This window comes from Methylobacterium sp. 1030, from assembly GCF_040544715.1.
Taxonomy (GTDB): Bacteria; Pseudomonadota; Alphaproteobacteria; order Rhizobiales; family Beijerinckiaceae; genus Methylobacterium.
Genome location: NZ_JBEPKM010000002.1, coordinates 110,696 through 136,058 on the forward strand (window position 1 = coordinate 110,696; position 25,363 = coordinate 136,058).

At 68.7% G+C, this 25,363-nt stretch carries 32 protein-coding genes and 1 tRNA gene; 10 read left to right on the forward strand and 23 right to left on the reverse strand.

Annotation, left to right across the window (positions count from 1 at the left end; all coding sequences use genetic code 11):
* Positions 1 to 774: a formate dehydrogenase accessory sulfurtransferase FdhD gene (gene fdhD / locus ABIC30_RS02740; RefSeq protein ID WP_020091413.1), complete on the forward strand. Its 774-nt coding sequence runs from the start codon at positions 1 to 3 to the stop codon at positions 772 to 774.
* 23 nt (positions 775 to 797) lie between these two features.
* Here fdhD and ABIC30_RS02745 read toward each other — a convergent pair whose 3' ends face one another.
* Positions 798 to 1,658 carry a hypothetical protein gene (locus ABIC30_RS02745; RefSeq protein ID WP_244435389.1) on the reverse strand — a complete coding sequence of 287 codons (861 nt, stop codon included), beginning with the start codon at positions 1,656 to 1,658 and terminating at the stop codon, positions 798 to 800.
* A 549-nt stretch (positions 1,659 to 2,207) separates the two neighbouring features.
* Between ABIC30_RS02745 and gltB the strand changes: the two genes are divergently transcribed.
* Both gltB and ABIC30_RS02755 read left to right on the forward strand, forming a co-directional pair.
* A complete protein-coding gene (gltB, locus tag ABIC30_RS02750; RefSeq protein ID WP_026604664.1) occupies positions 2,208 to 6,923 on the forward strand; it encodes a glutamate synthase large subunit in 4,716 nt (1,571 codons plus the stop codon).
* Between the two features lie 102 nt (positions 6,924 to 7,025).
* Positions 7,026 to 8,459 (forward strand): glutamate synthase subunit beta, encoded by a 1,434-nt coding sequence (locus ABIC30_RS02755; protein WP_020091416.1) that lies wholly within the window; start codon positions 7,026 to 7,028, stop codon positions 8,457 to 8,459.
* Positions 8,460 to 8,494: 35 nt separating this feature from the next.
* Here ABIC30_RS02755 and ABIC30_RS02760 read toward each other — a convergent pair whose 3' ends face one another.
* The 3 genes from ABIC30_RS02760 to galE all read right to left on the reverse strand — a co-directional run bounded on the left by ABIC30_RS02760 (position 8,495) and on the right by galE (position 12,203).
* A complete protein-coding gene (locus tag ABIC30_RS02760) occupies positions 8,495 to 9,925 on the reverse strand; it encodes an SGNH/GDSL hydrolase family protein (protein WP_051123716.1) in 1,431 nt (476 codons plus the stop codon).
* Positions 9,926 to 10,018: 93 nt separating this feature from the next.
* The gene (locus ABIC30_RS02765) at positions 10,019 to 11,206 is read right to left on the reverse strand and encodes a lytic murein transglycosylase (RefSeq protein WP_020091418.1); all 1,188 of its coding nucleotides are present in this window, start codon (positions 11,204 to 11,206) and stop codon (positions 10,019 to 10,021) included.
* A 4-nt stretch (positions 11,207 to 11,210) separates the two neighbouring features.
* Positions 11,211 to 12,203, reverse strand: coding sequence for a UDP-glucose 4-epimerase GalE (gene galE / locus ABIC30_RS02770; protein WP_020091419.1), 993 nt, complete (start codon positions 12,201 to 12,203; stop codon positions 11,211 to 11,213).
* Positions 12,204 to 12,374: 171 nt separating this feature from the next.
* On the opposite strand from galE, the gene galU reads away from it, so the two are divergent.
* Complete coding sequence (gene galU, locus ABIC30_RS02775) at positions 12,375 to 13,244, forward strand: UTP--glucose-1-phosphate uridylyltransferase GalU (RefSeq protein WP_020091420.1); 870 nt, start codon at positions 12,375 to 12,377, stop codon at positions 13,242 to 13,244.
* A 339-nt stretch (positions 13,245 to 13,583) separates the two neighbouring features.
* Here the strand turns inward: galU and ABIC30_RS02780 are convergent, their stop codons facing one another.
* Positions 13,584 to 14,486 carry an N-formylglutamate amidohydrolase gene (locus ABIC30_RS02780; RefSeq protein WP_026604666.1) on the reverse strand — a complete coding sequence of 301 codons (903 nt, stop codon included), beginning with the start codon at positions 14,484 to 14,486 and terminating at the stop codon, positions 13,584 to 13,586.
* A gap of 206 nt (positions 14,487 to 14,692) precedes the next feature.
* Between ABIC30_RS02780 and cpdR the strand changes: the two genes are divergently transcribed.
* The 4 genes from cpdR to ABIC30_RS02800 all read left to right on the forward strand — a co-directional run bounded on the left by cpdR (position 14,693) and on the right by ABIC30_RS02800 (position 16,758).
* The gene (cpdR, locus tag ABIC30_RS02785) at positions 14,693 to 15,049 is read left to right on the forward strand and encodes a cell cycle two-component system response regulator CpdR (protein WP_003603128.1); all 357 of its coding nucleotides are present in this window, start codon (positions 14,693 to 14,695) and stop codon (positions 15,047 to 15,049) included.
* Between the two features lie 116 nt (positions 15,050 to 15,165).
* A complete protein-coding gene (grxC, locus tag ABIC30_RS02790) occupies positions 15,166 to 15,435 on the forward strand; it encodes a glutaredoxin 3 (protein ID WP_020091422.1) in 270 nt (89 codons plus the stop codon).
* Entirely contained in the window at positions 15,428 to 16,285 is an 858-nt protein-coding gene (locus tag ABIC30_RS02795) for a carbon-nitrogen hydrolase family protein (RefSeq protein ID WP_354453875.1), read from the forward strand. Before grxC ends, ABIC30_RS02795 begins: the two co-directional genes overlap by 8 nt.
* Before the next feature lie 20 nt (positions 16,286 to 16,305).
* Complete coding sequence (locus ABIC30_RS02800) at positions 16,306 to 16,758, forward strand: DUF1178 family protein (protein WP_354453877.1); 453 nt, start codon at positions 16,306 to 16,308, stop codon at positions 16,756 to 16,758.
* Positions 16,759 to 16,781: 23 nt separating this feature from the next.
* Here the strand turns inward: ABIC30_RS02800 and ABIC30_RS02805 are convergent, their stop codons facing one another.
* Both ABIC30_RS02805 and ABIC30_RS02810 read right to left on the reverse strand, forming a co-directional pair.
* Positions 16,782 to 17,270: a disulfide bond formation protein B gene (locus ABIC30_RS02805; protein ID WP_354453879.1), complete on the reverse strand. Its 489-nt coding sequence runs from the start codon at positions 17,268 to 17,270 to the stop codon at positions 16,782 to 16,784.
* A gap of 2 nt (positions 17,271 to 17,272) precedes the next feature.
* Entirely contained in the window at positions 17,273 to 17,854 is a 582-nt protein-coding gene (locus ABIC30_RS02810; protein WP_056522002.1) for a YqaA family protein, read from the reverse strand.
* Positions 17,855 to 17,978: 124 nt separating this feature from the next.
* Here ABIC30_RS02810 and ABIC30_RS02815 point away from each other — a divergent pair.
* Together ABIC30_RS02815 and dnaQ are read left to right on the forward strand one after the other, a co-directional pair.
* Positions 17,979 to 18,063: transfer RNA gene (locus ABIC30_RS02815), tRNA-Leu, on the forward strand.
* Positions 18,064 to 18,607: 544 nt separating this feature from the next.
* Positions 18,608 to 19,315, forward strand: a complete 708-nt coding sequence (gene dnaQ / locus ABIC30_RS02820; RefSeq protein WP_354453881.1) for a DNA polymerase III subunit epsilon — start codon at positions 18,608 to 18,610, stop codon at positions 19,313 to 19,315.
* 8 nt (positions 19,316 to 19,323) lie between these two features.
* Here dnaQ and ABIC30_RS02825 read toward each other — a convergent pair whose 3' ends face one another.
* The 16 genes from ABIC30_RS02825 to ABIC30_RS02900 form a co-directional block, all read right to left on the reverse strand.
* Positions 19,324 to 19,611, reverse strand: a complete 288-nt coding sequence (locus ABIC30_RS02825) for a hypothetical protein (RefSeq protein WP_354453883.1) — start codon at positions 19,609 to 19,611, stop codon at positions 19,324 to 19,326.
* A 68-nt stretch (positions 19,612 to 19,679) separates the two neighbouring features.
* A complete protein-coding gene (locus tag ABIC30_RS02830) occupies positions 19,680 to 19,916 on the reverse strand; it encodes a hypothetical protein (RefSeq protein ID WP_354453885.1) in 237 nt (78 codons plus the stop codon).
* Positions 19,917 to 20,023: 107 nt separating this feature from the next.
* Positions 20,024 to 20,314 carry a hypothetical protein gene (locus tag ABIC30_RS02835; protein WP_354453887.1) on the reverse strand — a complete coding sequence of 97 codons (291 nt, stop codon included), beginning with the start codon at positions 20,312 to 20,314 and terminating at the stop codon, positions 20,024 to 20,026.
* Positions 20,311 to 20,544, reverse strand: coding sequence for a hypothetical protein (locus ABIC30_RS02840; RefSeq protein WP_354453889.1), 234 nt, complete (start codon positions 20,542 to 20,544; stop codon positions 20,311 to 20,313). Before ABIC30_RS02840 ends, ABIC30_RS02835 begins: the two co-directional genes overlap by 4 nt.
* Complete coding sequence (locus ABIC30_RS02845) at positions 20,544 to 20,777, reverse strand: hypothetical protein (protein WP_354453890.1); 234 nt, start codon at positions 20,775 to 20,777, stop codon at positions 20,544 to 20,546. The genes ABIC30_RS02840 and ABIC30_RS02845 overlap by 1 nt, the downstream gene beginning before the upstream one ends.
* 2 nt (positions 20,778 to 20,779) lie before the next feature.
* Positions 20,780 to 21,049, reverse strand: coding sequence for a hypothetical protein (locus ABIC30_RS02850; protein ID WP_354453892.1), 270 nt, complete (start codon positions 21,047 to 21,049; stop codon positions 20,780 to 20,782).
* Positions 21,050 to 21,063: 14 nt separating this feature from the next.
* On the reverse strand, positions 21,064 to 21,273 hold the full coding sequence (locus ABIC30_RS02855; protein ID WP_354453894.1) for a hypothetical protein: 210 nt from the start codon (positions 21,271 to 21,273) through the stop codon (positions 21,064 to 21,066).
* Positions 21,270 to 21,503, reverse strand: a complete 234-nt coding sequence (locus ABIC30_RS02860; protein ID WP_354453896.1) for a hypothetical protein — start codon at positions 21,501 to 21,503, stop codon at positions 21,270 to 21,272. The genes ABIC30_RS02855 and ABIC30_RS02860 overlap by 4 nt, the downstream gene beginning before the upstream one ends.
* On the reverse strand, positions 21,500 to 21,745 hold the full coding sequence (locus ABIC30_RS02865) for a hypothetical protein (RefSeq protein WP_354453898.1): 246 nt from the start codon (positions 21,743 to 21,745) through the stop codon (positions 21,500 to 21,502). Before ABIC30_RS02865 ends, ABIC30_RS02860 begins: the two co-directional genes overlap by 4 nt.
* The gene (locus ABIC30_RS02870) at positions 21,745 to 22,860 is read right to left on the reverse strand and encodes a hypothetical protein (RefSeq protein ID WP_354453900.1); all 1,116 of its coding nucleotides are present in this window, start codon (positions 22,858 to 22,860) and stop codon (positions 21,745 to 21,747) included. Before ABIC30_RS02870 ends, ABIC30_RS02865 begins: the two co-directional genes overlap by 1 nt.
* A gap of 14 nt (positions 22,861 to 22,874) precedes the next feature.
* Positions 22,875 to 23,114: a hypothetical protein gene (locus ABIC30_RS02875; RefSeq protein ID WP_354453902.1), complete on the reverse strand. Its 240-nt coding sequence runs from the start codon at positions 23,112 to 23,114 to the stop codon at positions 22,875 to 22,877.
* A 371-nt stretch (positions 23,115 to 23,485) separates the two neighbouring features.
* Complete coding sequence (locus ABIC30_RS02880) at positions 23,486 to 24,082, reverse strand: hypothetical protein (protein WP_354453904.1); 597 nt, start codon at positions 24,080 to 24,082, stop codon at positions 23,486 to 23,488.
* Positions 24,082 to 24,351 carry a hypothetical protein gene (locus ABIC30_RS02885; RefSeq protein WP_354453906.1) on the reverse strand — a complete coding sequence of 90 codons (270 nt, stop codon included), beginning with the start codon at positions 24,349 to 24,351 and terminating at the stop codon, positions 24,082 to 24,084. The genes ABIC30_RS02880 and ABIC30_RS02885 overlap by 1 nt, the downstream gene beginning before the upstream one ends.
* A gap of 61 nt (positions 24,352 to 24,412) precedes the next feature.
* Positions 24,413 to 24,868 carry a hypothetical protein gene (locus tag ABIC30_RS02890; protein WP_354453908.1) on the reverse strand — a complete coding sequence of 152 codons (456 nt, stop codon included), beginning with the start codon at positions 24,866 to 24,868 and terminating at the stop codon, positions 24,413 to 24,415.
* The gene (locus ABIC30_RS02895) at positions 24,862 to 25,167 is read right to left on the reverse strand and encodes a hypothetical protein (RefSeq protein WP_354453910.1); all 306 of its coding nucleotides are present in this window, start codon (positions 25,165 to 25,167) and stop codon (positions 24,862 to 24,864) included. The genes ABIC30_RS02890 and ABIC30_RS02895 overlap by 7 nt, the downstream gene beginning before the upstream one ends.
* A gap of 6 nt (positions 25,168 to 25,173) precedes the next feature.
* On the reverse strand, positions 25,174 to 25,347 hold the full coding sequence (locus tag ABIC30_RS02900) for a hypothetical protein (protein WP_354453912.1): 174 nt from the start codon (positions 25,345 to 25,347) through the stop codon (positions 25,174 to 25,176).
* Between the last annotated feature and the right edge of the window lie 16 nt (positions 25,348 to 25,363).

Below are 25,363 nucleotides of genomic sequence, written 5' to 3' on the forward strand. Positions count from 1 at the left end.
ATGACCTATACGGGCTCGGCGCCGAGGCCGGACACGCGGGCGCTGGCCGTCGAGGCGCCGGTCAACCTCGTCTACGGCAGCGTGCCGCACGCCGTGATGATGGCGACGCCCGCCGACCTCGAGGATTTCGCCTACGGCTTCAGCCTGACGGAGGGCATCGTCGACAGCGCGGAGGAGATCCGCGCGACCCGCGTCGAGACGGCGCCGGACGGCCTGCGCCTTCACGTCGATCTCGCGCCGGGCCGGCTCCGCGAGCATCTGGCGCGCAAGCGCGCCATCAGCGGCCGCACCGGCTGCGGGGTCTGCGGCATCGAGGACTTGGCGCAACTGCCGCAGGCCGGTAAGCGGGCGGACTCCGAGGTCCGGGTCGGGCTGCCCGCCATCGCCCGCGCCCTGTCGAATCTCGACAGCGCCCAGCGCCTCGGCGCGGAGACGCGCGCGGTCCACGCCGCGGCCTGGGCGCGCCTCGACGGCGGCCTCGCGGCTGTGCGCGAGGATGTCGGCCGCCACAACGCTCTGGACAAGCTGATCGGCACCCTGATGCGGACCGGGACGCCCGCGGACTCGGGTTTCCTGGTCATCACCAGCCGCTGCTCGTACGAGATGGTCGAGAAGGCCGCGCGGCTCGGCGCGGCCGTGATCGTCGCCATCTCGGCGCCGACGTCGCTGGCCCTCGACCGAGCCCGGTCCTACGGCATGACGCTCTGCGCCATCGCGCGGGCCGACACCGTGACGGTGTTCACGGGAGCCGAGCGGCTGACGGACGGCGCGTGACGCGCCGGTTCCGTCCGCCGAATTCACTCGGCCTGGCCGGGGACGATGGTCGCGCCGCCGATCACCCGAACCGGCTTCTTGTCCGTGGGCGGATCCTTCCAATCCTTCGCGGCCGGCTTGGCCGTCTCGGCCACGGCGGCGTCGGCCGGCTTCGACGGCGCGGCGGGTCGCGCAGCGGGAACCGGGGCCGGGGCCTTCTCGATCGCCGCCGCCTTGGTCTCGGGCGCGGGACCGGCGTTCGGATCCGCCTTGGCCGTATCGGCCGGCGGGAGCTTGGGGGCCGGTGCCTCGGGAGACGTGCGGGGCGGCGGCTTCAGCTCCGGCGTCCGGGCGAGCGCTCCGCGCGCGACCCGCTTTGGCGGAGCGTTGGGCGGAGCGGTCCGGCCGACGCTGTCGGGATTCACGCCTTCGGGATTGGCCTCGGGCCGCAGGGCCTCGGTGCCCGGCCGGCGCTGGGGTCGAGCCATCGGACCGTCCTCGGGCGGGACCGGACGCATCGCGCGGCGGGGCACGACCTCGTCCTCGGTCCAGCCGAAGCCCGGTGCGGGTCGCTCCAGCCGAGCGACGGTCTCGGGCGCACCGATCGGCCGGCGGCCCACGATCCCGCCCGTCATGGGATCGACGAACAGCCGGACGGGCGCGCCGGCGGGACCGACGGCGTCGACCACGTAGACCCGCCCGTCGAAGCGCGGGCGGCTCAGGCCGCTGAACCCGCGATCTGCGAGGCGCCAAGCGACGACGCGAGGCGGAAGGACCTCCTCCTCGAAGGCGAATTGCGCGCGCGCGCCGCCCGATGCGCCCAAGAGAGCGAGCGCCGACAGGCACGCGGCGCGAAGCGTCCGGCTCATCGGGCGTGGGAAGCGCGCAGCGGCTCTGCTCGTCATCGTCACTCTTGTGCGTTCTGGGTTTGGAGACCCGGCAGAGTGTCCGGTTCGTGTCCGGTTCCGGCATGGTCCGGGCCGGTAGACCCGGACCTCGACCATGCCGGCGAGGTCGTTGCCCCGCATGCCGCTTGTGCTCGGCACGACCCGTAGATCCCGCGATTCGGGCGAGATTGCGGAGGCGCGGAGCGGATCCCGGCCCATCATCCAGAGCGGCGACACCGTCGCGGCCTGCAGTCTCTTGCTGAAAACATTTCAATCTGGCAGTTTCGCGACTTAGGACAGCACAACTGTCCCATCGGCCGTGCATCCCGGCCGTCGCCGTCTCGCGCGCGGGCGAGAAGTTTCGGCAGACGGACACGGGCGCGCCAGCGCACCGCTCTCCGAGCGGTCCGGGTCCTCGATGAACGCAGGCCGACGGACGTGTCCTCCCGGACCGGCCGGATGGCCTGCGGCAAGAGGCCGGGCGCGTGGCGCCGACGGCTTGCGGGCATGAAACATGCTCGCGGGTTCTTGGCTGCGGACGGGTTCGAGGGAAGGACGAGACGAAGCATGTCACAACGCAGACCCGCCGAAGAGTTTGCTGCGTCCACGGCCCAGGCTGCCGCCCCGCGCGGCGGCGCGATGCCGCTCATCGTGCGCGACCCCGCCCTCCCGAAAGCCCAGGGTTCCTACGATCCGGCCCACGAGCGCGACGCCTGCGGCGTCGGCTTCATCGCCGACATGCACGACCGCCGGACCCACGCGATCGTCGAGCAGGGTCTGAAGATCCTGGAGAACCTCGATCATCGCGGCGCGGTGGGCGCCGATCCCAAGATGGGCGACGGCTGCGGCATCCTCACGCAGATCCCGCACGGCTTCTTCGCCGAGGAGTGCTCGCGCCTCGGCTTCGAGCTGCCGCCGGCGGGCTCGTACGCCATCGGACAGTTCTTCATGCCGAAGGCGGAGGAGCCGCGGGCGATCATCCAGGAGATCGTCGAATCGTCCCTGGCCGCCGAGGGCCTGCCGCTCCTCGGCTGGCGCGACGTGCCGGTGGATCCGGAGGATCTCGGCGACGCCGTGAAGGCGACCGAGCCGCACCACCGTCAGGTCTTCATCGGCCGGCCCGCCTCGGTCACCGACCAGGACGCGTTCGAGCGCCGGGTCTACGTCGCCCGCAAGGTGATCTCCAACAAGGTCTACGGCCTCGACGACCCGCGGGTGAAGGAGTTCTACCCGGTCTCCGTTTCGACCCGGACCATCGTCTACAAGGGCATGGTGCTGGTCACGCAGCTCGGCGGCTACTTCCTGGACCTGAAGGACGACCGCTTCGTCTCGGCGATCGCCCTCGTCCACCAGCGCTTCGCCACCAACACCTTCCCGACTTGGCGGCTCTCGCACCCCTACCGGATGGTCGCGCATAACGGCGAGATCAACACGCTGCGCGGCAACGTCAACTGGATGGCGGCCCGCCAGGCGAGCGTCGATTCCGACCTGTTCGGCAACGACATCTCGAAGCTGTGGCCGATCTCCTACGAGGGCCAATCCGACACGGCCTGCTTCGACAACGCTCTCGAGTTCCTCGTGCAGGGCGGCTACCCGCTGGCCCACGCGATGATGATGCTCATCCCGGAGGCCTGGGCCGGCAACCCGCTCATGAGCGAGGAGCGGCGCGCCTTCTACGAGTACCACGCCGCCCTGATGGAGCCGTGGGACGGTCCCGCCGCCGTGGCCTTCACCGACGGCCGCCAGATCGGCGCCACCCTCGACCGCAACGGCCTGCGCCCGGCGCGCTACATCGTCACCGACGACGGCCTCGTGGTGCTCGCCTCCGAGATGGGCACCCTGCCGATCCCGGACGAGAAGATCGTCCAGTCCTGGCGCCTGCAGCCGGGCCGCATGCTGCTGATCGACCTGCAGAAGGGCCGCATCGTCTCCGACGAGGAGATCAAGGGCGAGCTCGCCGCCGCGCATCCCTACGCCGAGTGGGTGAAGAACACCCAGATCGTCCTGGAGGACCTGCGACCGGTTCAGCCGCGCGAGTCCCGCGGCGACGTGAGCCTGCTCGATCGCCAGCAGGCCTTCGGCTACACGCAGGAGGATCTCAAGCTGCTGATGCAGCCCATGGCCGTCACCGGCCAGGAGGCGGTCGGCTCCATGGGCACGGACACGCCGCTCTCGGCCCTCTCCGAGAAGTCGAAGCTCCTCTACACCTACTTCAAGCAGAACTTCGCGCAGGTCACGAACCCACCGATCGACCCGATCCGCGAGGAGGCCGTGATGAGCCTCGTCTCGTTCATCGGGCCGCGGCCGAACCTGCTCGACATGGAGGGTGCGTCCCGGCGCAAGCGCCTGGAGGTCCGCCAGCCGATCCTCACCAACGCCGATCTGGAGAAGATCCGCTCGATCGGCCATTTCGAGGATCGGTTCGACACCAAGACCCTCGACATGACCTACCCGGCCGAGACCGGCGCGGCGGCCATGGACGGGGCGCTCGACCGCCTCTGCGACCGCGCCGAGGCGGCGGTGCGCGGCGGCTACAACATCATCGTGCTCACCGACCGGGCGGTCGGGCCGGATCGGATCCCGATCCCGGCGCTGCTGGCCACGGCGTCCGTGCACAATTACCTGATCCGCAAGGGGCTCCGGACCTCGGTCGGCCTCGTGGTCGAGTCGGGCGAGCCGCGCGAGGTGCACCACTTCGCCTGTCTCGCCGGCTACGGCGCCGAAGCGGTGAACCCGTACCTCGCCTTCGAGACGCTGCTCGACATGAAGGACGAGTTCCCGCCGGACCTCACCGACGACGAGATCATCTACCGCTACATCAAGGCGATCGATAAGGGCCTGCTGAAGGTGATGTCCAAGATGGGCATCTCCACCTACCAGTCCTATTGCGGCGCGCAGATCTTCGACGCGGTCGGCCTGAACTCGACCTTCGTCGGCCGCGACTTCTTCGGCACGGCGACGACCATCGAGGGCGTCGGCATGGCGGAGATCGCCGAGGAGACCGCGCGCCGACACCGCGACGCCTTCGGCGACGCGCCGGTCTACCGGAACGCCCTGGATGTTGGCGGCGAGTACGCCTACCGCCTGCGCGGCGAGACCCACACCTGGACGCCCGACACGGTGGCGACGCTGCAGCACGCGGTGCGCCTCAACGTGCCGGAGCGCTACCGCGAATACGCCGAGCTGGTGAACCGCCAGGAGCACCAGCTTAAGACGCTCCGCGGCCTGTTCCGCATCAAGTCCGCCGCCGAGCTCGGTCGCGCGCCGGTCCCGCTGGACTCGGTCGAGCCGGCCTCCGAGATCGTCAAGCGCTTCGCCACGGGCGCCATGTCGTACGGCTCCATCTCCAAGGAGGCGCACGAGACGCTCGCCATCGCGCTGAACTCGTTCGGCGGCCGCTCGAACTCGGGCGAGGGCGGCGAGGAGGTCGAGCGGTTCAAGCCGCTGCCGGACGGGCGCTCGCGCCGGTCCGCGATCAAGCAGGTCGCCTCCGGGCGCTTCGGCGTCACGACGGAGTACCTCGTCAATTCCGACATGATGCAGATCAAGGTCGCGCAGGGCGCCAAGCCCGGCGAGGGCGGCCAGTTGCCCGGCCACAAGGTCGACGCCAAGATCGCCAAGGTCCGCTACGCCACCCCGGGCGTGGGCCTGATCTCGCCGCCGCCGCACCACGACATCTACTCGATCGAGGATCTGGCCCAGCTGATCTTCGACCTGAAGAACGTGAACCCGTCGGCGGACGTGTCGGTGAAGCTCGTCTCCGAGGTCGGCGTCGGCACGGTCGCGGCCGGTGTCGCCAAGGCGCGCGCCGACCACATCACGATCTCGGGCTTCGACGGCGGCACCGGTGCGGCGCCGCTGACCTCGCTCAAGCACGCGGGCGGACCCTGGGAGACCGGGCTGGCCGAGACCCAGCAGACGCTGGTGCTCAACAACCTGCGCGGGCGCGTCGCCCTGCAGGCCGACGGCGGCATCCGGACGGGGCGCGACGTGATCATCGCGGCGCTCCTCGGCGCCGATCAGATGGGCTTCTCGACCGCCCCGCTGATCGCGGCCGGGTGCATCATGATGCGCAAGTGCCACCTGAACACCTGCCCGGTGGGCGTCGCCACCCAGGACCCGGTGCTGCGCAAGCGCTTCAAGGGCACGCCGGAGCACGTGGTGAACTACTTCTTCTTCGTGGCCGAGGAGGTGCGGGAGATCCTCGCCTCGCTCGGCTTCACGAAGCTGGAGGAGGCGGTCGGCCGCTCCGACGTGCTCGACAAGGTCGAGGCCATCGCTCACTGGAAGGCGCGCGGGCTCGACTTCACCAAGCTGTTCCACCGGCCGAAGGTGGCCGAGGGCACGGCGATCCGCCACGTGGAGGTGCAGCACCACCCGATCGACACGGTCCTCGACCGGCGCCTGATCGAGAAGGCGCAGCACGCGATCGAGACCGGCGAGCCGGTGGTCATCACCGACACCATCCGGAACTCGGACCGGGCGGCGGGCGCGATGCTCTCCGGCATGGTCGCCAAGGCGCACGGCCACGAGGGCCTGCCGGACGACACGATCGTGGTGAAGCTCGCCGGCACGGCGGGCCAGAGCTTCGGCGCCTGGGTGGCGGCCGGCGTGACCGTCGAGCTGACCGGCCACGGCAACGACTACGTCGGCAAGGGCCTGTCGGGCGGCAAGCTGATCATCCGGCCGAGCGACGCGCTGAAGTCGCCGCAGGACCGGACCATCATGGTCGGCAACACCGTGCTGTACGGGGCGATCGCGGGCGAGTGCTACATCCGCGGCTCCGCGGGCGAGCGCTTCGCGGTCAGGAACTCCGGCGCGATCACGGTGGTCGAGGGCATGGGCGACCACGGCTGCGAGTACATGACCGGCGGCGTGGTCGTGTCGATCGGCGAGACCGGGCGCAACTTCGCGGCCGGCATGTCGGGCGGCATCGCCTACGTGCTCGATGAGGACGGCTCCTTCTCGGCGCGCTGCAACCTGTCGATGGTCGACCTGGAGCCGGTCGAGGAGGAGGACGACCTGATGCGTCGCTTCCATCAGGACGGCGACCTGGAGACCAAGGGGCGGGTCGACATCCTGGCCGACATGTCCGGGCACGACGAGGAGCGGCTGACGCAGCTTATCACCAACCATCTCAAGTACACGGGCAGCCCCCGCGCCAAGGCGATCCTCGACGACTGGAGCGGCTACCGCACCAAGTTCGTGAAGGTGATGCCGGTGGAGTACCGCCGGGCGCTGCGCGAGATGGAGATGGCGCGGATGCCGGTGGCCGCCGAGTAGGCGGCTTCCTGAGACCGGGCGGGCTCCCGCCCGGTCACGCACCCACACGAGACGACGACGAGGGCAGCGCAGTCAGAGACTGGCCGGCCCAGGGGCTGACCAATGGGCAAGATCACAGGCTTCCTCGAGTTCGACCGGCAGGAGCAGAAGTACCAGCTCGCCGCCGACCGAGTCCGGCACTTCCGCGAGTTCACGCTCCCGCTCGACGAGCACGACCTGACGAAACAGGCCGCGCGCTGCATGGATTGCGGCATCCCGTTCTGCCATGGGCCGACGGGCTGCCCGGTCCACAACCAGATCCCGGACTGGAACGACCTCGTCTTCCAGTCGGATTGGGAGGAGGCGTCCCGCAACCTCCACTCGACGAACAATTTCCCGGAGTTTACCGGCCGCGTCTGCCCCGCGCCCTGCGAGGAGGCGTGCACGCTCAACCTCGAGAACCAGCCGGTCGCCATCAAGACGATCGAGCAGGCGATCGCCGACCGCGCCTGGAACATGGGCTGGGTGAAGCCCGAGCCGGCGCAGACCCGCACCGGCAAGCGCGTCGCGATCGTGGGCTCCGGACCGGCCGGTATGGCGGCGGCGCAGCAGCTCGCCCGCGTCGGGCACGACGTCCACGTGTTCGAGCGCGAGCCGAAGGCGGGTGGCCTTCTCCGCTACGGCATCCCGGACTTCAAGATGGAGAAGCGCCACATCGACCGGCGCGTGCGCCAGATGGAGGCCGAGGGCGTCGTCTTCCACTACAACCAGAACATCGGTGTGACGAAGTCGGTCGACGAGCTCAAGGCCGAGTTCGACGCCGTGATGTTCTGCGGTGGCGCCGAGGATCCGCGCAACCCGCAGCTTCCCGGCCAGGACCTCGAGGGCGTCCACTACGCGATGCCCTACCTCGTCCAGTCGAACCGGCGCGTGAGCGCCGAGCCGATGCGCGGCAACGGCGAGCAGCCGATCCTGGCCGCCGGCAAGAACGTGGTGGTCATCGGCGGCGGCGACACCGCCTCCGACTGCGTCGGCACCGCGTTCCGCCAGGGGGCCCTGTCGGTGACGCAGCTCGACATCCGCCCGCGCCCGCCGGAGCGGGAGGACAAGCTCACCGTGTGGCCCTACTGGCCGACCAAGATGCGGACCTCGTCCAGCCAGGCGGAGGGCGCGGAGCGCGAGTTCCAGGCCGCGACCCTGCGGCTCGAGGGGAACAAGAAGGGCCAGCTCACCGGCGTGGTCTGCGCCCGCGTCGATGCCAAGCGCCAGCCGATCGCCGGCACCGAGTTCGTGCTGCCGGCCGACCTCGTCTTCATGGCGATCGGCTTCGCGGGCTCGGTCCAGAAGGGTCTGCTGGAGCAGTCCGGGGTCGGCGTCGACAAGCGTGGCAATGTCGAGGCGAACGAGGACGACTACCGCACGTCGGACGCGAAGATCTGGGCCGCCGGCGACATGCGGCGCGGCCAGTCCCTGGTGGTCTGGGCGATCCGCGAGGGCCGTCAGGCGGCGCGCGCCATCGACGAGATGCTGATGGGTGCGAGCGTCCTGCCGCGCTGACGGCCTGCTGAGCGCGCGCGAAGGGCCCGCCCGGCTCAGCCCGGCGGCCAGCGGAAATCGTCGGCTCGGCCGGGCTGCGGCATCGGCGCGTTGCCGCGCAGCAGCGTCCGCTCCACGGTCCCGGAATTGTCCGGATCGCGCGGACGCCCATTCAGCAGCGCGCCGCCGGGCGACACCTCGCTCCGGCTCAACGGTACCACGGGGCCGGCCGCGGGCTTCACCGGGAGCGCCGGCACGCCGGGCGGCTCCGGCAGGCTCGGCAGCATCGCGGTGATCTGACGATCGATCGCTGCGGTATCGGTGGCCGGCGCGGTACCGTCGAGGCTCGGCCCGGGTGTCGCGGGCGGTGCGGTCGGCGCCACGGTCGCGGTCGGCGACGGCTCGGCCGTGCCCGGCACCGCGCCCATCAGCCGCTTCAGCTCGACATCGGCGAAGTGGGCCAGCTTCCGATCGCCCGCCTTGGTGAAATGGACACCGTCCGCGGTACGGAGCTTGGCGATCTGGCCTTCCGGATCCGGGCCCGACGCGGCGTACCGGTCCCGGTCGTCGACGAAGCCCGGCCAGATATCGACGTAGGTCCCGCCGGCCTTGGTAACGGTGTCCCGGACGATGTCGTTCAGGGAAGCGAGGTCCCGGCTCAGGGACTCGCTCTGGACCGGCGGCAGCCCGACCCAGATCAGCGGGATCTTGCGGTCGGTGAAGACTTTCGCCAGCGCCTCCACCCGGGCGCGGTAGAGGGCGCGCCAGCGGTCCGTGAGGGGATCGGCCGTCTCGTCGCCCTCGCGGATCGGCTGCCGATCGTTGGCGCCCAACATCACCAGGGCGTAGCGCACCTTCGCGTTGCTCTGGAGGTAGTCCTGCGCGACCTTCGGCCAGTCGACCACGTCCTTGCGCACCAGACCGCTGTCGCCCTTCGCGCGGTCGATCACGGCGACGTCGGCATTGTCCTCGAACACGTCGTCGAGGCCCTTGGCGAGATGGTCGGCGAGGGAATCGCCAAAGACGGCGATCTGGACGTTCGGCTCGGTCTTGGCGACCGCGGGCTTCGGCGGTGTCGGCGCCCGGGCCGGACGGACCCGCCGCTTCACCGCGGGAGGCGGACGCTGCGCCTCTCCGGTCGCGTAGGGATTGGTTCGCTGGCGCGGGGCCCGGTAGGTGCGCTCCGGCTGCGGCGCCACCGGCTGCGGCCTGTCCTCCCAGGGCCAGTAGAACTGGCGCGGCGCCTCCTGCTGCGGTGCGTAGCGGGGCTGGCGCCCGGACGTCCCGTCGTCGCGGTAATAGGCGTCCCGCGGCCGCCGGCGCGGCGGCGCCTGGTAATAGGTGCCGCCCTGCTGCTGCTGGTAGCTGTCGCCCCACTGCGCGCAGGCCGGACCGCCCCCGAAGGTCGACACCTCCGCGAGCCCCAACAGGACCGAGAGCCCGAGGATGAGGGGGCGTTCCGAAGGACGCCGACGAGCGAGGACCATGCGCATCCCGTACGCTTTACGCCGAACCGGGCCCGTTCGGACCGCGGCCACTATAGGTGGAAGCCGCGCGCGGGTCTAAACCTCTCGCCGGGCTCAGCGTCGCGGCGCTGCCTTCCCGGCCACGCGGGCGAGCAGGGCCGGCGTCGCGTACCCGTCGGCCGGCAATCCGACGCTGATCTGATAGCGCCGCACCGCCTCGCGCAGCTTCGGGCCCGCGCGTCCATCCGTCGGCCCGTCGTAGAAGCCGGAAGCCGCGAGGCCGGTCTGCAGGGCGCGGAGGCCCGGCCCGTCGAGGCGGGCTCCGGCGGGCCACGGCGCGGCCAGCGGCGGACCGCCGGCGAGGCGGTCGGCAAGGTGACCCACTGCCAGCGCGTAGGAATCCGATGTGTTGTAGCCCCGGACCACCTCGAAATTATCGGTGATCAGGAAGACCGGCCCGCCGAGGCCTCCGGGCAGGAACAGGCTGGCGCGCCCGGCCCCCGGCAGCGGCTGCCCGTCGGTGCGGCGAACGCCGCGCTCGGCGAAGCTCGCGAGATCGCCCGCGTAGCGGCTCAGGTCGAACTCCTTCGGCAGGCGCACCTCGTAGCCCCAGGAAAAGGTCGGATTCCAGCCGAGATCCTTGAGATAGGCGGCGATCGAGGCCAGCGAATCCGCCGCGCTGGTCCAGATGTCGCGCCGGCCGTCGCCGTCGAAGTCGACCGCGTGGGCCAGGTAGGTGGAGGGCAGGAATTGCACCTGACCCATCGCGCCAGCCCAGCTGCCGCTCATCCGGTCGGGCGCGATGTCGCCGCGCTGCAGGATCGTGAGGGCGGCGAGGAGCTCGTCGCGGAACAGGCTGCCGCGGTGCCGCGCCTCGGCGAGCGTCGCCAGCGCCCGGACGGTCGGGACGCTGCCCGCACTCGCTCCGAAATCCGACTCGACGCCCCAGAACGCCATCACCACCGGACCCGGAACGCCGTAGCGGGCCTCGATCGCCGTCAGGGTCGACGCGAGGGTGGCGGCGCGGTCGCGACCGCGCGCGATGCGGCCGGCCGAGACCGCGCCGACGAGGTACTCCCAGACAGGCCGGCTGAACTCGCTCTGGCGGCGGGTTCGCGCCAGGATACCGGGATCAGGTCCTGTGATCCCGCGGAACGCCGCGTCGAAGGTCGCGGCGGAGACGCCCCGCGCCGCCGCGTCCGGACGCAGGGCCTCGACGAACGCCCGGAAGGCGTCCTCGGCGCGGGCCGGGCCGGTCGCGAGGCACGCCGCCGCGGCCAGGATCCATCGACGGGAATGCATCCGGTCAGATCCGATTGCGCTTCTCCAGGCGTTCTTCCCAGGCGAGGGCTTGGCCGACGATGGCGTCGAGGTCGTCGTGCCGGGGCTGCCAGCCCAGGCGATCGCGGATGCGCGCCGCCTCGGCGACGATTTGGGCCGGATCGCCGGGCCGGCGCGGGCACAGCCGCACTTCGAAGTCGCGGCCCGAGATCCGCTTCACGACCTCGACGACCTCGAGGACCGAATAACCGCGCCCGTAGCCGCAGTTCAGCGTCAGGCTCTCGCCACCGGAGCGCAGATGGTCGAGGGCGAGGCGATGCGCCTCCGCGAGGTCCGAGACCTGGATGTAGTCGCGCAGGCACGACCCGTCCGGGGTCGGGTAGTCGGTCCCGAAGACGTCGAGCCGGGCGCGCTGGCCGAGCGCTGCCTGTGTGGCCACCTTGATCAGGTGCGTGGCGTTGGGCGTCGACTGGCCGGACCGTCCCTCCGGATCCGCGCCGGCGACGTTGAAGTAGCGCAGGACCACGTAGGAGAAGCCGTGCGCCGCGGCGGCGTCGGCGATCATCCACTCGCTCATCAGCTTCGAGCGGCCGTAGGGATTGATCGGCTTCAGCGGCAGGTCCTCGGGAACCGGCGAGGCCTCGGGCTCACCGTAGACGGCCGCGGTCGAGGAGAAGATGACATTCTTGACGCCGGCACGCACCGACGCCTCGATCAGCGCGCGGGTCTTCACCGTGTTGGCGAGGTAGTAGCCCAGGGGGTCGGCTACGGATTCGGGCACGACGATCTTGGCGGCGAAGTGGGCCAGGGCATCGATGCGGTGCTGCAGGATGGTCTGTGTCACGAGGGCCTGGTCGGCCACGTCGCCGACGACGAGCTTCACACCCTCTGGGACCGCCCAGTCGAAGCCGGTGGAGAGATCGTCGAGGACGACGACCTCCTCATGGCCGGCGTCGAGGAGCGCCAGCACCATGTGGCTGCCGATGTAGCCGGCACCCCCCGTCACCAGAACCGCCATCTCGCCCTCACTGCCGCCATCCCGGCAACTGCTTACGCCTTTGCAGACGGGAAATTTACGCCCCGCCGCCTCATACTAACGATGTACATGCTTGCGACGGCTCGCGTTAAGCTATCTCACTGACCGCACAGCTGACCACGTCGTTCCATCCAGTTCCGGGGTTACCGCTCGATGAAACCGATCCGCAAGGCCGTCCTCCCCGTCGCGGGCCTCGGCACGCGCTTCCTGCCCGCCACGAAGGCGGTCCCGAAGGAGATGCTCACGGTCGTCGACCGGCCAGTGGTGCAGCACGTCGTCGACGAGGCGCGCGCGGCCGGGATCGAGCACTTCATCTTCGTCACCGGCCGCGGCAAAGCGGTGATCGAGGACCATTTCGACATCGCGTTCGAGCTCGACCACACCCTTCAGGAGCGCGGGAAGACGGCCGCCTATGAAGAGCTGAAGAAGGACCTGCCGAAGGCCGGCCAGACCAGCTTTACCCGCCAGCAGGCGCCACTCGGCCTCGGCCACGCGGTGTGGTGCGCCCGCGAGATCGTCGGCGACGAGCCCTTCGCGGTGCTGCTCCCCGACATGCTGAGCCGCGGCTGTATGCAGCAGATGCTGGCCGCCTACGATCGCCACGGCGGCAACATCATCGCCGTCGAGGAGGTGGCGCCCGAGGAGACGCACCAGTACGGCATCGTCAGCGTGGGCGAGACCTACGGCCAGTCCTTCCAGATCACCGGGATGGTCGAGAAGCCCAAGCAGGGCACGGCGCCGTCGAACTTCATCATCTCCGGGCGCTACATCCTCCAGCCCGAGATCTTCGGGATCCTCGAGCACGGCAAGAAGGGCGCGGGCGGCGAGATCCAGCTCACGGACGCCATGATCGACCTGATGGAGAAGCAGGCGTTCTACGGCATGCGCTACGAGGGCCGGACCTACGATACCGGCTCGAAGCTCGGCTTCCTCACGGCGAATCTCGCCTACGCCCTTGAGCGGAACGATCTCGCAGGACCCCTGCGGGCCGAGATCGAGAAGCTGCTCAAGAGCCAGGGCTGAACGGCGCTGCGGGCGCGGATCCGATCACCGCGCCCCGCTAGGCGACACGTGTGACCGCATCGGTTCTCGCTCTCGTCCGAGCTACGCCTGCACGCGGCGACGCGCGGCGGCCAGAGAACGCGCTTCAGGTATGCGCGCAGAGCGGCCGCGGCGGGCGAATTGCGCTTGCTTCTTGTGCGGCGCACTTTAGTTTGTGCGTTGCGAGATCGCGATGGCGTCGCGGTCTCGCTGCCCTTCTTGGGCGTTTCCTCCCTAGACTTCGGGCCGCTCCTTCGGGAGTGGCCTTTTTTCTTTCCGGTATACCGCCGCTCTTCTTCGTGAACGGTCGGGACAGCGCCCCTATTCCGCGGCCATCCGGCGGGGGACGAGATCGTCGAGGTCCTTGGCGACATCGGCGACGACGCCGCGCAGCGCCTCGACCAGTGCCGGGAAGCCCGCCGTCATCGCGAGGCTGGCCTCGTTCATGTAGAGACCCCGGTTCAGCTCGATCTGGAGCGCGTGGCGGTCGAGGTTCGGCTCGCCGTAATGCTCCGTGATGAAGCCGCCGGCGTAGGGCTTGTTGCGGACCACGCGGAAACCCCGGGCCCGGAACGCGGCCTCGAATCCGTCGATCAGGACGGGTGCGCACGCCGTGCCGTAGCGGTCGCCCAGCACCACGTCGGCTTTCATGTCCGGATCGCGGCCGAGGCTCGAGGACGGCATCGAGTGGCAATCGACGAGCATGCAGTGGCCGTGGGTGCGCGCCGTGCGCTGGACCAGTCCGCGCAGCGCGCGATGATACGGCTTGTACAGGCTCTCGATCCGGGCGGTCGCCTCGGCGACCGGCAGGCGCCGGGCGTAGATCTCCTGGCCGTCGGCGACGACCCGGGGCACGGTCCCGAGACCGCCCGCGACGCGCATCGACCGGGTGTTGGCGAAGGGCGGCAGGCGCCCCTCGAACATGCGCGGGTCGAGTTCGTAGGGCTCCCGGTTCACGTCGAGGAAGGCGCGGGGGAAGTTGGCCCGCAGGAGCGGCGCGCCCAGTCCGACGACCGATCCGAACAGGCGGTCGACGTGGGCATCCTCGGAGCGGCGCAGGGTCAGCGCGTCGAGCCGCGAGGCCGCGATGAAGTCGGGGGGGTAGACGGCCCCGGAATGACCGGTATTGAAGACGAAAGGCAGGGTGTGCGCCGCGGGCTCGTCGACCACGAAGGCCGGGGCAAATCCGAAGGCGTCTGGCTGTACCGGTTCGGTTGCAGTCATCGGCTGGTGGACACCCCGGCGGTTGAACGAGGACGGCAGGCGCTCACTGTGGTGTGCGATCGATCGCCTGTCCACTCCGCACCGGCGGCCGACGCAGTCGCCCGGGAGACACGCGGCGGCGGCTGCGCGCTCCATCCTAACACCTTGTTTACCATCGCCTCCCTTTATGGGATCAACTTCTCGACTCGAAGGCTCGGATCCGGCCGATGAAAATCCTGCTGGCGGAAGACGACAACGACATGCGCCGGTTTCTGGCCAAGGCGCTGCAGAACGCGGGCTACGATGTCCTGTCCTTCGACAACGGCCTCTCCGCCTACAACCGGCTGCGCGAGGAGCCGTTCGAGCTGCTGCTGACCGACATCGTGATGCCCGAGATGGACGGCATCGAGCTGGCCCGCCGCGCCACCGAGCTCGATCCCGACATCAAGGTGATGTTCATCACCGGCTTCGCGGCGGTCGCCCTCAACCCGGATTCGAAGGCCCCGAAGGACGCCAAGGTCCTGTCGAAGCCCTTCCACCTCCGCGACCTCGTCAACGAGGTCGAGAAGCTCCTGGCCGCCTGATCCTGCCGGTGCTTCGTCGACGGCGCGCGCGCGTTGCCCTGTGACCACACGGGCATAGGCAAGGCGCGCCCCGCGCTCCTATATGTCCCGAGTTCACGCGCGGGACGACGATCGCGATGCAGCCGGTCACAATCTACACCACGGCTTGGTGTCCTTACTGCTCGGCGGCCAAGAGCCTGCTGAAGGAGAAGGGCGTCGCCTTCCAGGAGATCGACGTCGAGCGCGTGCAGGGCGCCCGGTCCACCATGGTCGAGCGCGCCGGCGGCCGCACCAGCGTTCCCCAGATCTTCGTGGGCGCCACGCATGTCGGCGGCTGCGACGACCTGTACGCCCTCGATCGCGCCGGCAAGCTCGACCCGCTGCTCAAGGACACGGCCGATGCCTGAGCCCCGCTTCACGGCTGCCTGCGTGCAGATGCGGTCGGGGCGCGACCCTGCCGCCAATCGCGACGCGGCCGTGGCGGGCGTGCGCGAGGCGTCGGCGCGGGGCGCGGCCTACGTGCAGACTCCCGAGATGACGTCCCTGGTGGAGCGGAGCCGCGAGCGTCTGTTCGCCCACGTCACCACCGAGGAGCAGGACCCGACCCTGGCGGCGCTCCGCGAGGCCGCGCGTCAGACCGGAACGGTCGTCCAGATCGGCTCGATCGCGGTCAGGGCCGGCGACAAGATCGCCAACCGCGCCTACCTGATCGGCACCGACGGGGAGATCCTGGCCTCCTACGACAAGCTGCATCTCTTCGACGTCGACCTCCCGAGCGGCGAGCGCTGGCGGGAATCCGCGACCTATTCCGGGGGGGCCTGCGCGGTGCTCGCCGAGACGCCGTGGGCCACGCTCGGCCTGACGATCTGCTACGACATCCGCTTCCCCGCGCTGTACCGCGCCCTCGCCGAGGCGGGCGCTGACGTGCTGACGGCCCCCGCCTGCTTCACCCGGCAGACCGGCGAGGCCCACTGGCACGTCCTGCAGCGGGCTCGGGCCATCGAGACCGGCGCCTTCGTGATCTCGGCGGCGCAGGGCGGTCGGCACGAGGACGGGCGCGAGACCTACGGCCACTCGCTGATCGTCGATCCCTGGGGCCGGGTCCTGGCCGATGCCGGAGGGGACGAGCCGGGGATCATCCTGGCGGAGATCGACCTCGCGCAGGTCGCGGAGGCCCGGGCCCGCATCCCCTCGCTGCAGCACGGCCGGCCCTTCACCGTCGAGCGCGTCGGTCCGCGGACTCGGGCCGCGCAGTAGTCACCACAGCAAGCAACAGAATGATCCGGTACAGTCTGGTCTGCGATGCCGGGCACGGCTTCGAGAGCTGGTTCCAATCCTCCGATTCCTACGACACGCAGGTCACGCGCGGCCTCGTGACGTGCCCGGTCTGCGACAGCGCCAAGGTCAGCAAGGCCCTGATGGTGCCGAGCGTCGCCCGCACGGATCGGGAGCGCGCGCCGCCGCCGATCCCGAAGGCGGACGCGCCGGTGACCATGATCGCCGAGCCGGAACGTCAGGTGCGGGCGATGCTGCGCGCGCTCCGGGAGCACGTCGTGGCGAATGCCGAGCATGTCGGGGCGCGCTTCCCCGAGGAGGCGCGCAAGATCCACTACGGCGAGGCGGAAGGGCGTTCGATCTACGGTGAGGCGAGCCCCGCGGTGGCGCGAGCCCTGATCGACGAGGGCATCGAGGTGGCGGCGATTCCGGTCCTGCCCGACGACCGGAACTGACCGGCCTCGCCGGTCCGCGCGCGTCAGGGACGCAGCGCGGCGGTCCCCGCGAAGGAGGCCAGCACGGCCGAGATCGCGGCGCTCCAGCCGGCGAGCGACACGCCCAGCACCCGGAGCGCGGCCACCGAGCAGTCGACCACCTTCGTGGTCTGCAGGCTGTTGAGGAAGTCGCCGACCTGGCCCGGATTGGCGCCGTTGCCGCCGCCGCAATCGGCAGGTCCCGGCCAGAATCTCCATTCCGCGCCGGCGTGGTAGACCCCGATCCCGGCCCCGTAGAGCAGGCCGAGGGCCGCGAGCCCGAGGGCGATCCGCGCCAAGCGCTCCGGCAGGAACAGGGCCAGCAGACCCAGCGGCACGGCGGCGTAGTAGGGCAGCCGCTCGGTCAGGCAGAGCTTGCACGGCGCGTAGCCGTATCCGTACTGGAGGACGAGCGCGGCCCCGACGGTGAGGGCGGAGGCGATCGCGAGCCAGAGGCCAGCGGTCTTGAGGCGCAGGGCAGCCGCCGTGTTCATCGCTACAGGATCACCTTGAAGAGCAGGAAGCCGAGGACGATGACGGCGACGGAGATCGCCGCGACCGCGTTCAGGTGCCGGTCGAGCACGCCGCGGATCTGGACACCGTAGCGGCCGAGCAGTCCGGCGAGAATGAAGAAGCGGGCGCCGCGGGTCACGATCGACAGGATCGTGAACCAGAACAGGCTGTAATGCGCGAAACCCGACGTGATCGTCACGAGCTTGTAGGGGATCGGCGTGAGCCCCTTCAGCAGGATCACCCAGTGGCCGTAGCGCGCGTAGGAGTCCTGGAAGGTGGCGGCCGAGTTCTGCAAGCCGTAGAGGCGGATGAGCCACTCACCGACGGAGTCGAACAGCAGGGCTCCGATGGCGTAGCCGACCAGACCGCCGAGGACCGAGGCGACCGTCGTGATCGTGGCGTAGAACCAGACCCGGTCCGGCCGGGCGACCGCCATCGGGACGAGCATCACGTCCGGTGGAACCGGAAAGAAGGAGCTTTCGGCGAAGGCCACAGCACCGAGCGCGTAGGGCGCGGATGGCCGGTCACTGAGGGCCAGGATCCACGCATAGAGCCGGCGGAGCATTCAAGGTCCCGGATTATGAGATCGGCCGCCCTTTGAGCATAGGCGCCCCGCCTTGGCCAGATCGCCGATCGACGCAAAACAACACTTGGCCGGAGCCGCCGACCTATGCGAAGAGCGCTGGCACGCGGGTATGGCGGAATTGGTAGACGCGGGCGACTCAAAATCGCCAGCCGCAAGGCGTGGGGGTTCGATTCCCTCTACCCGCACCAGCCTTATTTTTCAATGACTTAGCGGGTGTTTTCGGGTCGTTAGTGACAGGCGAGTGGTACAGCGAGCGCGGCCTGTCGATGAGATCCCGAGGGGCGGGAACAAGCCATATCGTGTGATTCGGCGCGGTTATCCCCAGAGTCCCGCGGGCGCCCTATATGGGCATGGCCGCTGGTTCGCTGCGGAGGAAGGTTGCGCGCATGTCGATGTCCTCTCCCTCGTATCCGCCCGGCGTCTGGGCTGAGGTGTACCTCGAAGAGGACAGCGGTCCGCGCCACGTGGGACGCTACCACTTCGGCGTGCCCCCCGCGGCTGGCGAGGAGGTGGAAATCCGTGCGCCCGTCGCGCCTGGGTCTACCACCACGCAGTCGTACGCCGGCCACATTCAAGCGGTCATCCAAGTGCCCAGCGCACCGGGATCGATAGGCACGCTTAAAGTGAGCATCGATCTGAGCCGGGGGCGGAAGCCGTTCGGACAAGCGTAACGCCTTACCCAGCTGTCGCGGCCGATTGAGGCCCGTCGCGTCGTTCCGTAAGGTCGGTCGCATGCGCGAAATCGTCCTTGACACCGAGACCACCTCCACCGACCCGAAGGTCGAGCGGATCATCGAGGTCGGCTGCGTCGAGCTGATCAACCACACCCAGACCGGGCGGACCTTCCACCGCTACTGCAATCCGCAGCGGGCGGTGCACCCGGACGCCCTGGCGGTGCACGGGCTGTCGGACAGCTTCCTCGCCGACAAGCCGCTGTTCGCCGAGATCGCCGCCGACCTGCTCGCCTTCATCGATGGCGCGACGCTGGTGATCCACAACGCGCCCTTCGACGTGGGCTTCCTGAACGCTGAGTACGCGCGGCTGCCCGCGCCACAGCCGGCGCCGATCGTGCTGGACGACGTGGTCGACACGCTCCTGCTCGCCCGGCGCAAGCACGCGGGCGCGGCCAACAACCTCGACGCGCTGTGCACCCGCTACGGGATCGACCGGAGCCGGAGGACCAAGCACGGGGCGCTGCTCGACGCGCAGATCCTGGCCGAGGTCTACGTTGAGCTGCTCGGTGGGAAGCAGACGGGGTTCGACCTCGGACCGGTCGCCGCGACGCCGGCTCACGTCGCGGAAGAGGCCGCCCGCTCGGCGGCGCCGCGCGTCTTCAAGTCCCGGCTTACTGATGCCGAGCGGGCGCAGCATGCGGCGTTCGTGGGCACGCTCAAGTCGCCGATCTGGGCGGACTACATCAGTGAGAGCGACGACCGCTGACTGACACGTCAGACCTCCTTGACCGAGCCATTCACGAGGTACCTTGCCACGTCGAACTCGACAGAAAGCAGATCGCCGCTCGCTGGGGGCATCCCGACGACGCCGACAAGAAATTCCTCTGTCAAGTTGATCATGGCCCGGCTCAAATGAGTTTCTTCCCGCCCTCGCATGGGAATATGCATGACGGTCGCGACACATGGATAGTCGCCCGCGGGCAGGAAGAACCCATTGCCAAGGTCGACCGTATCTGCCGGAACTCGCACCGTGATGCTATGGACGGTATTGCGCTGAGCCATGCCAACCTCCGATCGGCGCTACGTGGTTGCGATCGTTCCCTGCTACAAGAGCATGGCGGGGCCAGGGTTCACCCCCACCGCATTCGGAACGCCAAGGCGTCGTTGGGCCGGGCGAACCAGACCTCGAAGGCGATATCCTCGGTTTTAACGGTGACGGCCCGTGGGTAGCCGAGAGCGTCGCTCCGGAAGTGCTGCACCCACGTCGTGATCGGGACGATGACGAAGCGCCAGCCATCGCGCGTGGTCGCGTTCTCGCGGAGCCAGACGACGATCTCTGGGACCAGCACATCGGCCTGCGTCGGCATGGGACCCCGCGTGGCGCATTCAGCCCGGGGCCGGACGCGGTGGGACCAGCGCCATGGGAAGGCCAGATCCTCCTCGTAGATCGCGAACCGGCGCGGGCGGCAGCGCATCAGCCGAATCGCAGTTTGAAGGCCAAGGCCGTATCGGGATCCGCAAAATGGACTTCACGGTGGTAGACGATCGAGAGGCTATGCAGGCCGGACCCCGAGCCCCATTCGCCGCGTCGGTACAGTCGCCAGCCGTCTAAATCGGCATGCTCCCGTAGCCAGTCCGTCACCTCCGTCGCCGGAACGTCGTCGTCTTGCGGCGACAGCCGAAGGTACCGCGGGTTCATCTCTGCGGCATGAGGCCAGAGCCCCGCGTCCACGGGCTCGTTGGTGAAGTGGTCGTCACGCATCATCCGAATCTCATCTTGAAGGACAGGGCATCGTTCGGGTCGGTGAAGCCCCAGAACGGTTCGGCGTGCATGTGCCGGCCGGTCAGATTGTCGGCGAGCCATTCGGCGACCGCCGCTCGGTCCACATTCGGTGCCTTCACGAGGTGCGCGTAGCCCCGGCGGGTAAGCGCGCCCTCCGAGAGGGTGTGGTGGACGACGAGGGTCAGCGTGTGCGGGAAGGGCCGGGGATCCATCAGCCCCACCGCATCTTGAACGCGAACGCGTCATTCTGGTCCGAGAAACCGAAGACGACCTCAGCGTCGTCGCGCAGCTGGATCCAGGTCGCGGTGTCGGTCACGCCGCCCTCGACGATCACGTACGGACCATGGGCGTGTTCGCAGCACCAAAGGTAAGCGGCCAGCTGCCAGCGCAGGCAGACGCTGACCCGGTGGGGTACGAGTACGTCGAGGAGGTCGTGCGTCGGCATCCTCAGCCCCACCGCATCTTGAACGCGAGGGCTTCGTAGGGATCCTCGAACGCCCAGATCGGCGCGCCGAGCCACACGATGTCGGTCGGAGTGTAGCCGTAGCGCCCGGCGACATTCTCGGAGACCCAGGTGATGGCGTCATCGGGGGCCCCGACGCGCTGATCGACGATGTGCACCAGACCGCCGTGCCGGAAGAACGTGAGGAACTGCGGCATGGTTCGCTGGCGCGCCAGGACGGCGGCAGCGTTCATCGCGGCCTGCATCTTGGTCATGAGAGGCTCCTTGGTCAGCCGAACTGGAGCTTGAAGGCGAAGGCTTCGTGCGGATCAGCGAAGGCCCAGACGGACAGCTCGTCCGTGCCGTCGCCGACGTAACCGGCGATGATCCAATGGTTCGGCGCAAAGTGCTCGTCGCACCAGACCATCGCTGGGATCGAGAGGGCGATCTTGATCGCAACGAAATGCGTGAGGCCGGCCGCCGATGTCGCTGGAATCAAGCCCATCTCATCTTGAAGAGAAACGCCTCGTCGGCATCGCCGAACGCGTACTCGACGATGCTGCCGCACCGGTACGATCGCCAGCCGCCGGCCACGTTTGCGATGAGCCACTCGACGGCGTCGTCGTGCCGAAAGCGGCGGGTCGGGCAGATCAGGAACTTGCACCCGAGCCGGCGGTACTCGGCGGCGCGGTGCTGCCTGCCATAGTCATCGGGGTCGCCCGCGTTCACCCGAATCGCATTTTGAAGGCCACGGCATCGACGTGGCTGCTGAAGCAGTAGGTCGTCTGGCCCGTGCGCGGGTGCGTCAGCAGGCGCCGGCCGCCGGTGACGTTGTCGGCGATCCAGGCGGCAACGGTGCTCGGCGCGTGCCGCGAGATCACTGTGTAGGGCAGGCCCCGCCGAGCCGCGTCAGCCACGAGCCAGTCGTGGTGAAGCGTCGCGGCGACGGCGAGGATGCCGGTGCGGGGCATCAGGCGGCCCGACGCCCACCAGCCATCTCCCGGGCTTCAGCAAGTCCAGTATCCCGCGCACAGTTCAGCGCCTTCAAGGCATCCTCGCGGCGCGGCTGATGCTCCGCCGTCAGAGCCCCAGCCGGGTGGCAAATCTTGACGAGGCGGTGGTACTCCTCTCGAATCTGCGGCTGCCGCGCAATCGGATCCAGGATCTGTATGCGGCCAAAACCGAAACCGAGCACATCCTTCCAGTTCTTGTCCTTCGCATCTTCGATGCGCGCGAGTTCGGCCTCGGCAGGATCGGGGGTCGCCGCCGCGGTGATGTCCTCCGGCCCGGCGGCATCATCGTGCTCATGCGCCTGCTCGGTGGGGTCGCTCGCCTCCTGCGGCTCGGGGACAACGGTGCCCTCGTCATTGACGGTCTGGCGTTCCGCCGAGGTGGTCTGACCGAGGATGGTGTCCCGCGCGGTGAGCTTGTTCTTCAGATCAGCAATCTCGGCGCGAAGCTCGTCGATAAGGGTGGCAAAATCGGGCGTCGGGGCGGGACCCGCGTCGGTCCGCCATTCGCGGTCGCGGGCTTCGTCCAGCTGTCGCTTAAGACCGGTGTTCTCCTTCTCCAACTCGTCGGCTCGCGACTGGAGATCGGCCTCGGCCTTCGACGGCCGGCGCGCTCGCACGGTCGCGGGCTCATCCGCAAACCCTTCCGCTGCACGCGCCTCGCGACGGTCGTGTTCGATTTCGGCCTTCTTCACCGGGATGCCACGCAAGATGCGCGGAATCCACTCATCTCGGACGCACTGCGGGGTGCCCTCTTCCGCGAGGCGATAGATCAGCGTCTTCTTATTGTGGAGATCAGCCTCGTGAAACACACGCCCCTGCAGAATCCGAGCCGCATTCATGTAGTTGTAGGCGCAACTCTTGCTCACGCTCGTCTTCGAGCGCACCCAGCCGGGGAGAGCGTTGCCAATGATGCGTTCCGCATCGAGCATACATTTGCCAATGCGATACCAAGCCAAATCGCTATTCTGGTCGTGCTCTTTAATGGCCGCCGCGAGGGTGTCCAGCTCACGCTCGTTGTCTTCCGTCAGCCCGCTTCCGCCCACATCAAACCGCTTCTTCGCCCGCGCCATCATCGCTCTCCTTCAACTCACTTCACGCTGTGCCCGTATCCCCGGTCGAGCAGGTCATCGATCGCCTTGTCCGCCTCATCCGTCCCGAGGGTGTAGCCGTCACCGGCCAGGATGAGCCCGGTCTTCGCATCGCTGATCTGGATCCCGCCGTGGTGGCGGGGATGAACTCGGCGTTCGCGACCCTTCCGCGCTACGAAGCCGTGGCGGTAGGCCCGGTTTCGGACGCGAACGACGTCGGTACGGCTCAATTTCATCATGGTTTTCGTTCCTCCGGCATGTCTCGGTCGAGGCCGAAGGCTTGCGTCGAGGCAAAAGCTGGCAGCGGCGCGCTGGCTCGTCAATGGTAGGTGCGCAAAAAATCAGGTTCCCGCGAAAAATAGCGTTAAGGCCGCCGAGACATGTGGGATAAGGACTGACTTGACGAATTTTGCATTTGAGGTGTGTTGAGGATCGGGTCGAGTAAGGCATCGACCGGGTCCCTAGTCCAAATTTTGGACTGGCCGGGGCCCGCTCTCCTCCTAACGATGCGGTGGGTCGCGCGGGATGAACCGCCCGACGATCAGGCCGACCGCGAACGCGAGCATCGCGTAGATCAACACAAGATCCTGGGCGTCGGCGGCGCACCGCATTACGGGGTCGCCCTCGGCAGGATCTCGAATTCGAGCGGCGGCAGAACCGTGGTGATCGACCAACCCAAGGCTCGCTGAAGGGCATTGCAGTCGTAAGCCAAGCTAACGAAAACGCGTCCACGACCGGGCGTCGCGTCGAGCGGGATTGTCGGCCCAACGATCTCGTTCTCGCGGCCAAGTTGACCGTACGCGTCGAAATGCTCAACCTCGTAATCGAGCCGCCGCCCACTGCCGTCGACCAGCCAGTACCGGCGCGTCAGTTCGCACTGACGGACGCGATCCCGCACACCCTTGATGGCCAGCCGGTCGCCGACCCGGACCTGACGGTTCGGATTCACGATCTCGCGTGAGATCTGATGAACGGGCAGGTCGCGGTCGATGGTCATCGAGAAGACCCAAGCGAACGCGGTGAGGAGCAGGCCGTAGTAGAGAATGTTGAGGACGAATTGCCCGCGGGCGGGGCGCCGGGACGGTCCCTGTGCCAGTTCGAAGGCGCGCGCGTAGATCGCGTCCGTGCGATCCAGTTCCGGAAGTTGCGCAACCTCGACCGCACGCCGAACCGCCGCCTCGGAGACCTCGGCAGTGTCTGGCTTCATCAGTGCGGCACTCCCCCCTTGACGATCACGACGCCCAGAAGGGCCACGACAACGGCGCCGATGATGATCTTCACGATCCAGCTGAGGTGAGCGGAGAGCTTTTCGAGATCGTCCCGGACCTCTTTCAGCTCGGACTTGGTTGTGTAGTTGCTCTCGATCTTGACGAGGAACTGATCGAGCTTCTTTTCAAGCGACTCGACGCGGTAGTTGAGCAGGTTGACGTTGCTCAGGATGGTCGCGTCGGCACCGTCATCGGCTTTCAGCGTCATCCGGACCGTGTCTTTCGCTTCGGCCGTGCGGCGCGCGTTCGGAGGGGGAGGCGACATGGCGTCAACGCTTGATCAGGGCCGCCGCGCCGGCCTTTGCAAGTGTGGTCAGGGGGCTGGAGACGAAGAACGCGACGAGGATTGTGCCCTCAATCGTCTGGTAGGCCGGGGGGAGGGCGCCCACGCGCCAGGAGCCAACCGAGTGCTCGGCGAGGCCCGCCGGCAGCCAGTAGGCGCCGAAGGTCGGCAGATACGGCAGGCTGTCCGCGATGATCGCAGCCCAGTGAATAATGGCCGGAATCGCCGTGAGGTAGATGAGGCCCTTGAAGCTCGGCGCGATGATCGTCCGGGCATTGTTCGCCGCGACCTCGGCAGAGAGCGTGCTGACCGCAACGTCACGATTCGCGTTCTGGCCGTTTTGAACCGTGTTCAGGATCGGCGCGAGCACGCTGTTGCCGAACGCGCTGACGAGCCCCGAGCCGATGTGGCCGAAGATCGTCCCGAGCAGGGTCATCAGCATTCGCGGTGCCCCTCATCCTCGCCCGGCCGGACGTGGGCGTCGAAGCCGCGGAAAGGCCGGATCTGCAGAAGGATGAACTGGGCGAGGCCGATGACCGAGGCCCAGAACAAGGCCCGGTCGGCGGTCAGCCCAAAGTTGGCGAGGTTGATCGTGCCGAGGTAGCCGAGCAGGGCCAGCAGGAATGAGAAAATCGCGTTCGCGGCGATCAGACCGCGGGCCTTCCAGCTCCGGTGGACCTGCACGGTCACCGTCGACCGGGGGGCGGGCGTCGCCAGGGTGACGGGCGGGAGCGTCGTCATGGCCCGTTACCGCGCGCCGACGAGGAGACCGCCCACGAACGCCGCAGCGGTCAGGCCGAGCGTGATCAGGCAGGCGGTGCGCGGATGGACGGCGGTCCAGGTCCAGGCGTAACGGAGCGCCGACTTGGCGGCGTTGCCGGCGATCGTCGTGGCGCGGGCTTCGGTGCTCTTCAGGTCCATGGCAGGGTTCCTTGCT

Coding starts and splice junctions, on each gene's coding strand:
- fdhD (WP_020091413.1), top strand. CDS start 1: ATGACCTATACGGGCTCGGCGCCGAGGCCGGACACGCGGGCGCTGGCC.
- ABIC30_RS02745 (WP_244435389.1), bottom strand. CDS start 1,658: ATGACGAGCAGAGCCGCTGCGCGCTTCCCACGCCCGATGAGCCGGACG.
- gltB (WP_026604664.1), top strand. CDS start 2,208: ATGTCACAACGCAGACCCGCCGAAGAGTTTGCTGCGTCCACGGCCCAG.
- ABIC30_RS02755 (WP_020091416.1), top strand. CDS start 7,026: ATGGGCAAGATCACAGGCTTCCTCGAGTTCGACCGGCAGGAGCAGAAG.
- ABIC30_RS02760 (WP_051123716.1), bottom strand. CDS start 9,925: ATGGTCCTCGCTCGTCGGCGTCCTTCGGAACGCCCCCTCATCCTCGGG.
- ABIC30_RS02765 (WP_020091418.1), bottom strand. CDS start 11,206: ATGCATTCCCGTCGATGGATCCTGGCCGCGGCGGCGTGCCTCGCGACC.
- galE (WP_020091419.1), bottom strand. CDS start 12,203: ATGGCGGTTCTGGTGACGGGGGGTGCCGGCTACATCGGCAGCCACATG.
- galU (WP_020091420.1), top strand. CDS start 12,375: ATGAAACCGATCCGCAAGGCCGTCCTCCCCGTCGCGGGCCTCGGCACG.
- ABIC30_RS02780 (WP_026604666.1), bottom strand. CDS start 14,486: ATGACTGCAACCGAACCGGTACAGCCAGACGCCTTCGGATTTGCCCCG.
- cpdR (WP_003603128.1), top strand. CDS start 14,693: ATGAAAATCCTGCTGGCGGAAGACGACAACGACATGCGCCGGTTTCTG.
- grxC (WP_020091422.1), top strand. CDS start 15,166: ATGCAGCCGGTCACAATCTACACCACGGCTTGGTGTCCTTACTGCTCG.
- ABIC30_RS02795 (WP_354453875.1), top strand. CDS start 15,428: ATGCCTGAGCCCCGCTTCACGGCTGCCTGCGTGCAGATGCGGTCGGGG.
- ABIC30_RS02800 (WP_354453877.1), top strand. CDS start 16,306: ATGATCCGGTACAGTCTGGTCTGCGATGCCGGGCACGGCTTCGAGAGC.
- ABIC30_RS02805 (WP_354453879.1), bottom strand. CDS start 17,270: ATGAACACGGCGGCTGCCCTGCGCCTCAAGACCGCTGGCCTCTGGCTC.
- ABIC30_RS02810 (WP_056522002.1), bottom strand. CDS start 17,854: ATGCTCCGCCGGCTCTATGCGTGGATCCTGGCCCTCAGTGACCGGCCA.
- dnaQ (WP_354453881.1), top strand. CDS start 18,608: ATGCGCGAAATCGTCCTTGACACCGAGACCACCTCCACCGACCCGAAG.
- ABIC30_RS02825 (WP_354453883.1), bottom strand. CDS start 19,611: ATGGCTCAGCGCAATACCGTCCATAGCATCACGGTGCGAGTTCCGGCA.
- ABIC30_RS02830 (WP_354453885.1), bottom strand. CDS start 19,916: ATGCCGACGCAGGCCGATGTGCTGGTCCCAGAGATCGTCGTCTGGCTC.
- ABIC30_RS02835 (WP_354453887.1), bottom strand. CDS start 20,314: ATGATGCGTGACGACCACTTCACCAACGAGCCCGTGGACGCGGGGCTC.
- ABIC30_RS02840 (WP_354453889.1), bottom strand. CDS start 20,544: ATGGATCCCCGGCCCTTCCCGCACACGCTGACCCTCGTCGTCCACCAC.
- ABIC30_RS02845 (WP_354453890.1), bottom strand. CDS start 20,777: ATGCCGACGCACGACCTCCTCGACGTACTCGTACCCCACCGGGTCAGC.
- ABIC30_RS02850 (WP_354453892.1), bottom strand. CDS start 21,049: ATGACCAAGATGCAGGCCGCGATGAACGCTGCCGCCGTCCTGGCGCGC.
- ABIC30_RS02865 (WP_354453898.1), bottom strand. CDS start 21,745: ATGCCCCGCACCGGCATCCTCGCCGTCGCCGCGACGCTTCACCACGAC.
- ABIC30_RS02870 (WP_354453900.1), bottom strand. CDS start 22,860: ATGATGGCGCGGGCGAAGAAGCGGTTTGATGTGGGCGGAAGCGGGCTG.
- ABIC30_RS02875 (WP_354453902.1), bottom strand. CDS start 23,114: ATGATGAAATTGAGCCGTACCGACGTCGTTCGCGTCCGAAACCGGGCC.
- ABIC30_RS02880 (WP_354453904.1), bottom strand. CDS start 24,082: ATGAAGCCAGACACTGCCGAGGTCTCCGAGGCGGCGGTTCGGCGTGCG.
- ABIC30_RS02885 (WP_354453906.1), bottom strand. CDS start 24,351: ATGACGCTGAAAGCCGATGACGGTGCCGACGCGACCATCCTGAGCAAC.
- ABIC30_RS02890 (WP_354453908.1), bottom strand. CDS start 24,868: ATGCTGATGACCCTGCTCGGGACGATCTTCGGCCACATCGGCTCGGGG.
- ABIC30_RS02895 (WP_354453910.1), bottom strand. CDS start 25,167: ATGACGACGCTCCCGCCCGTCACCCTGGCGACGCCCGCCCCCCGGTCG.
- ABIC30_RS02900 (WP_354453912.1), bottom strand. CDS start 25,347: ATGGACCTGAAGAGCACCGAAGCCCGCGCCACGACGATCGCCGGCAAC.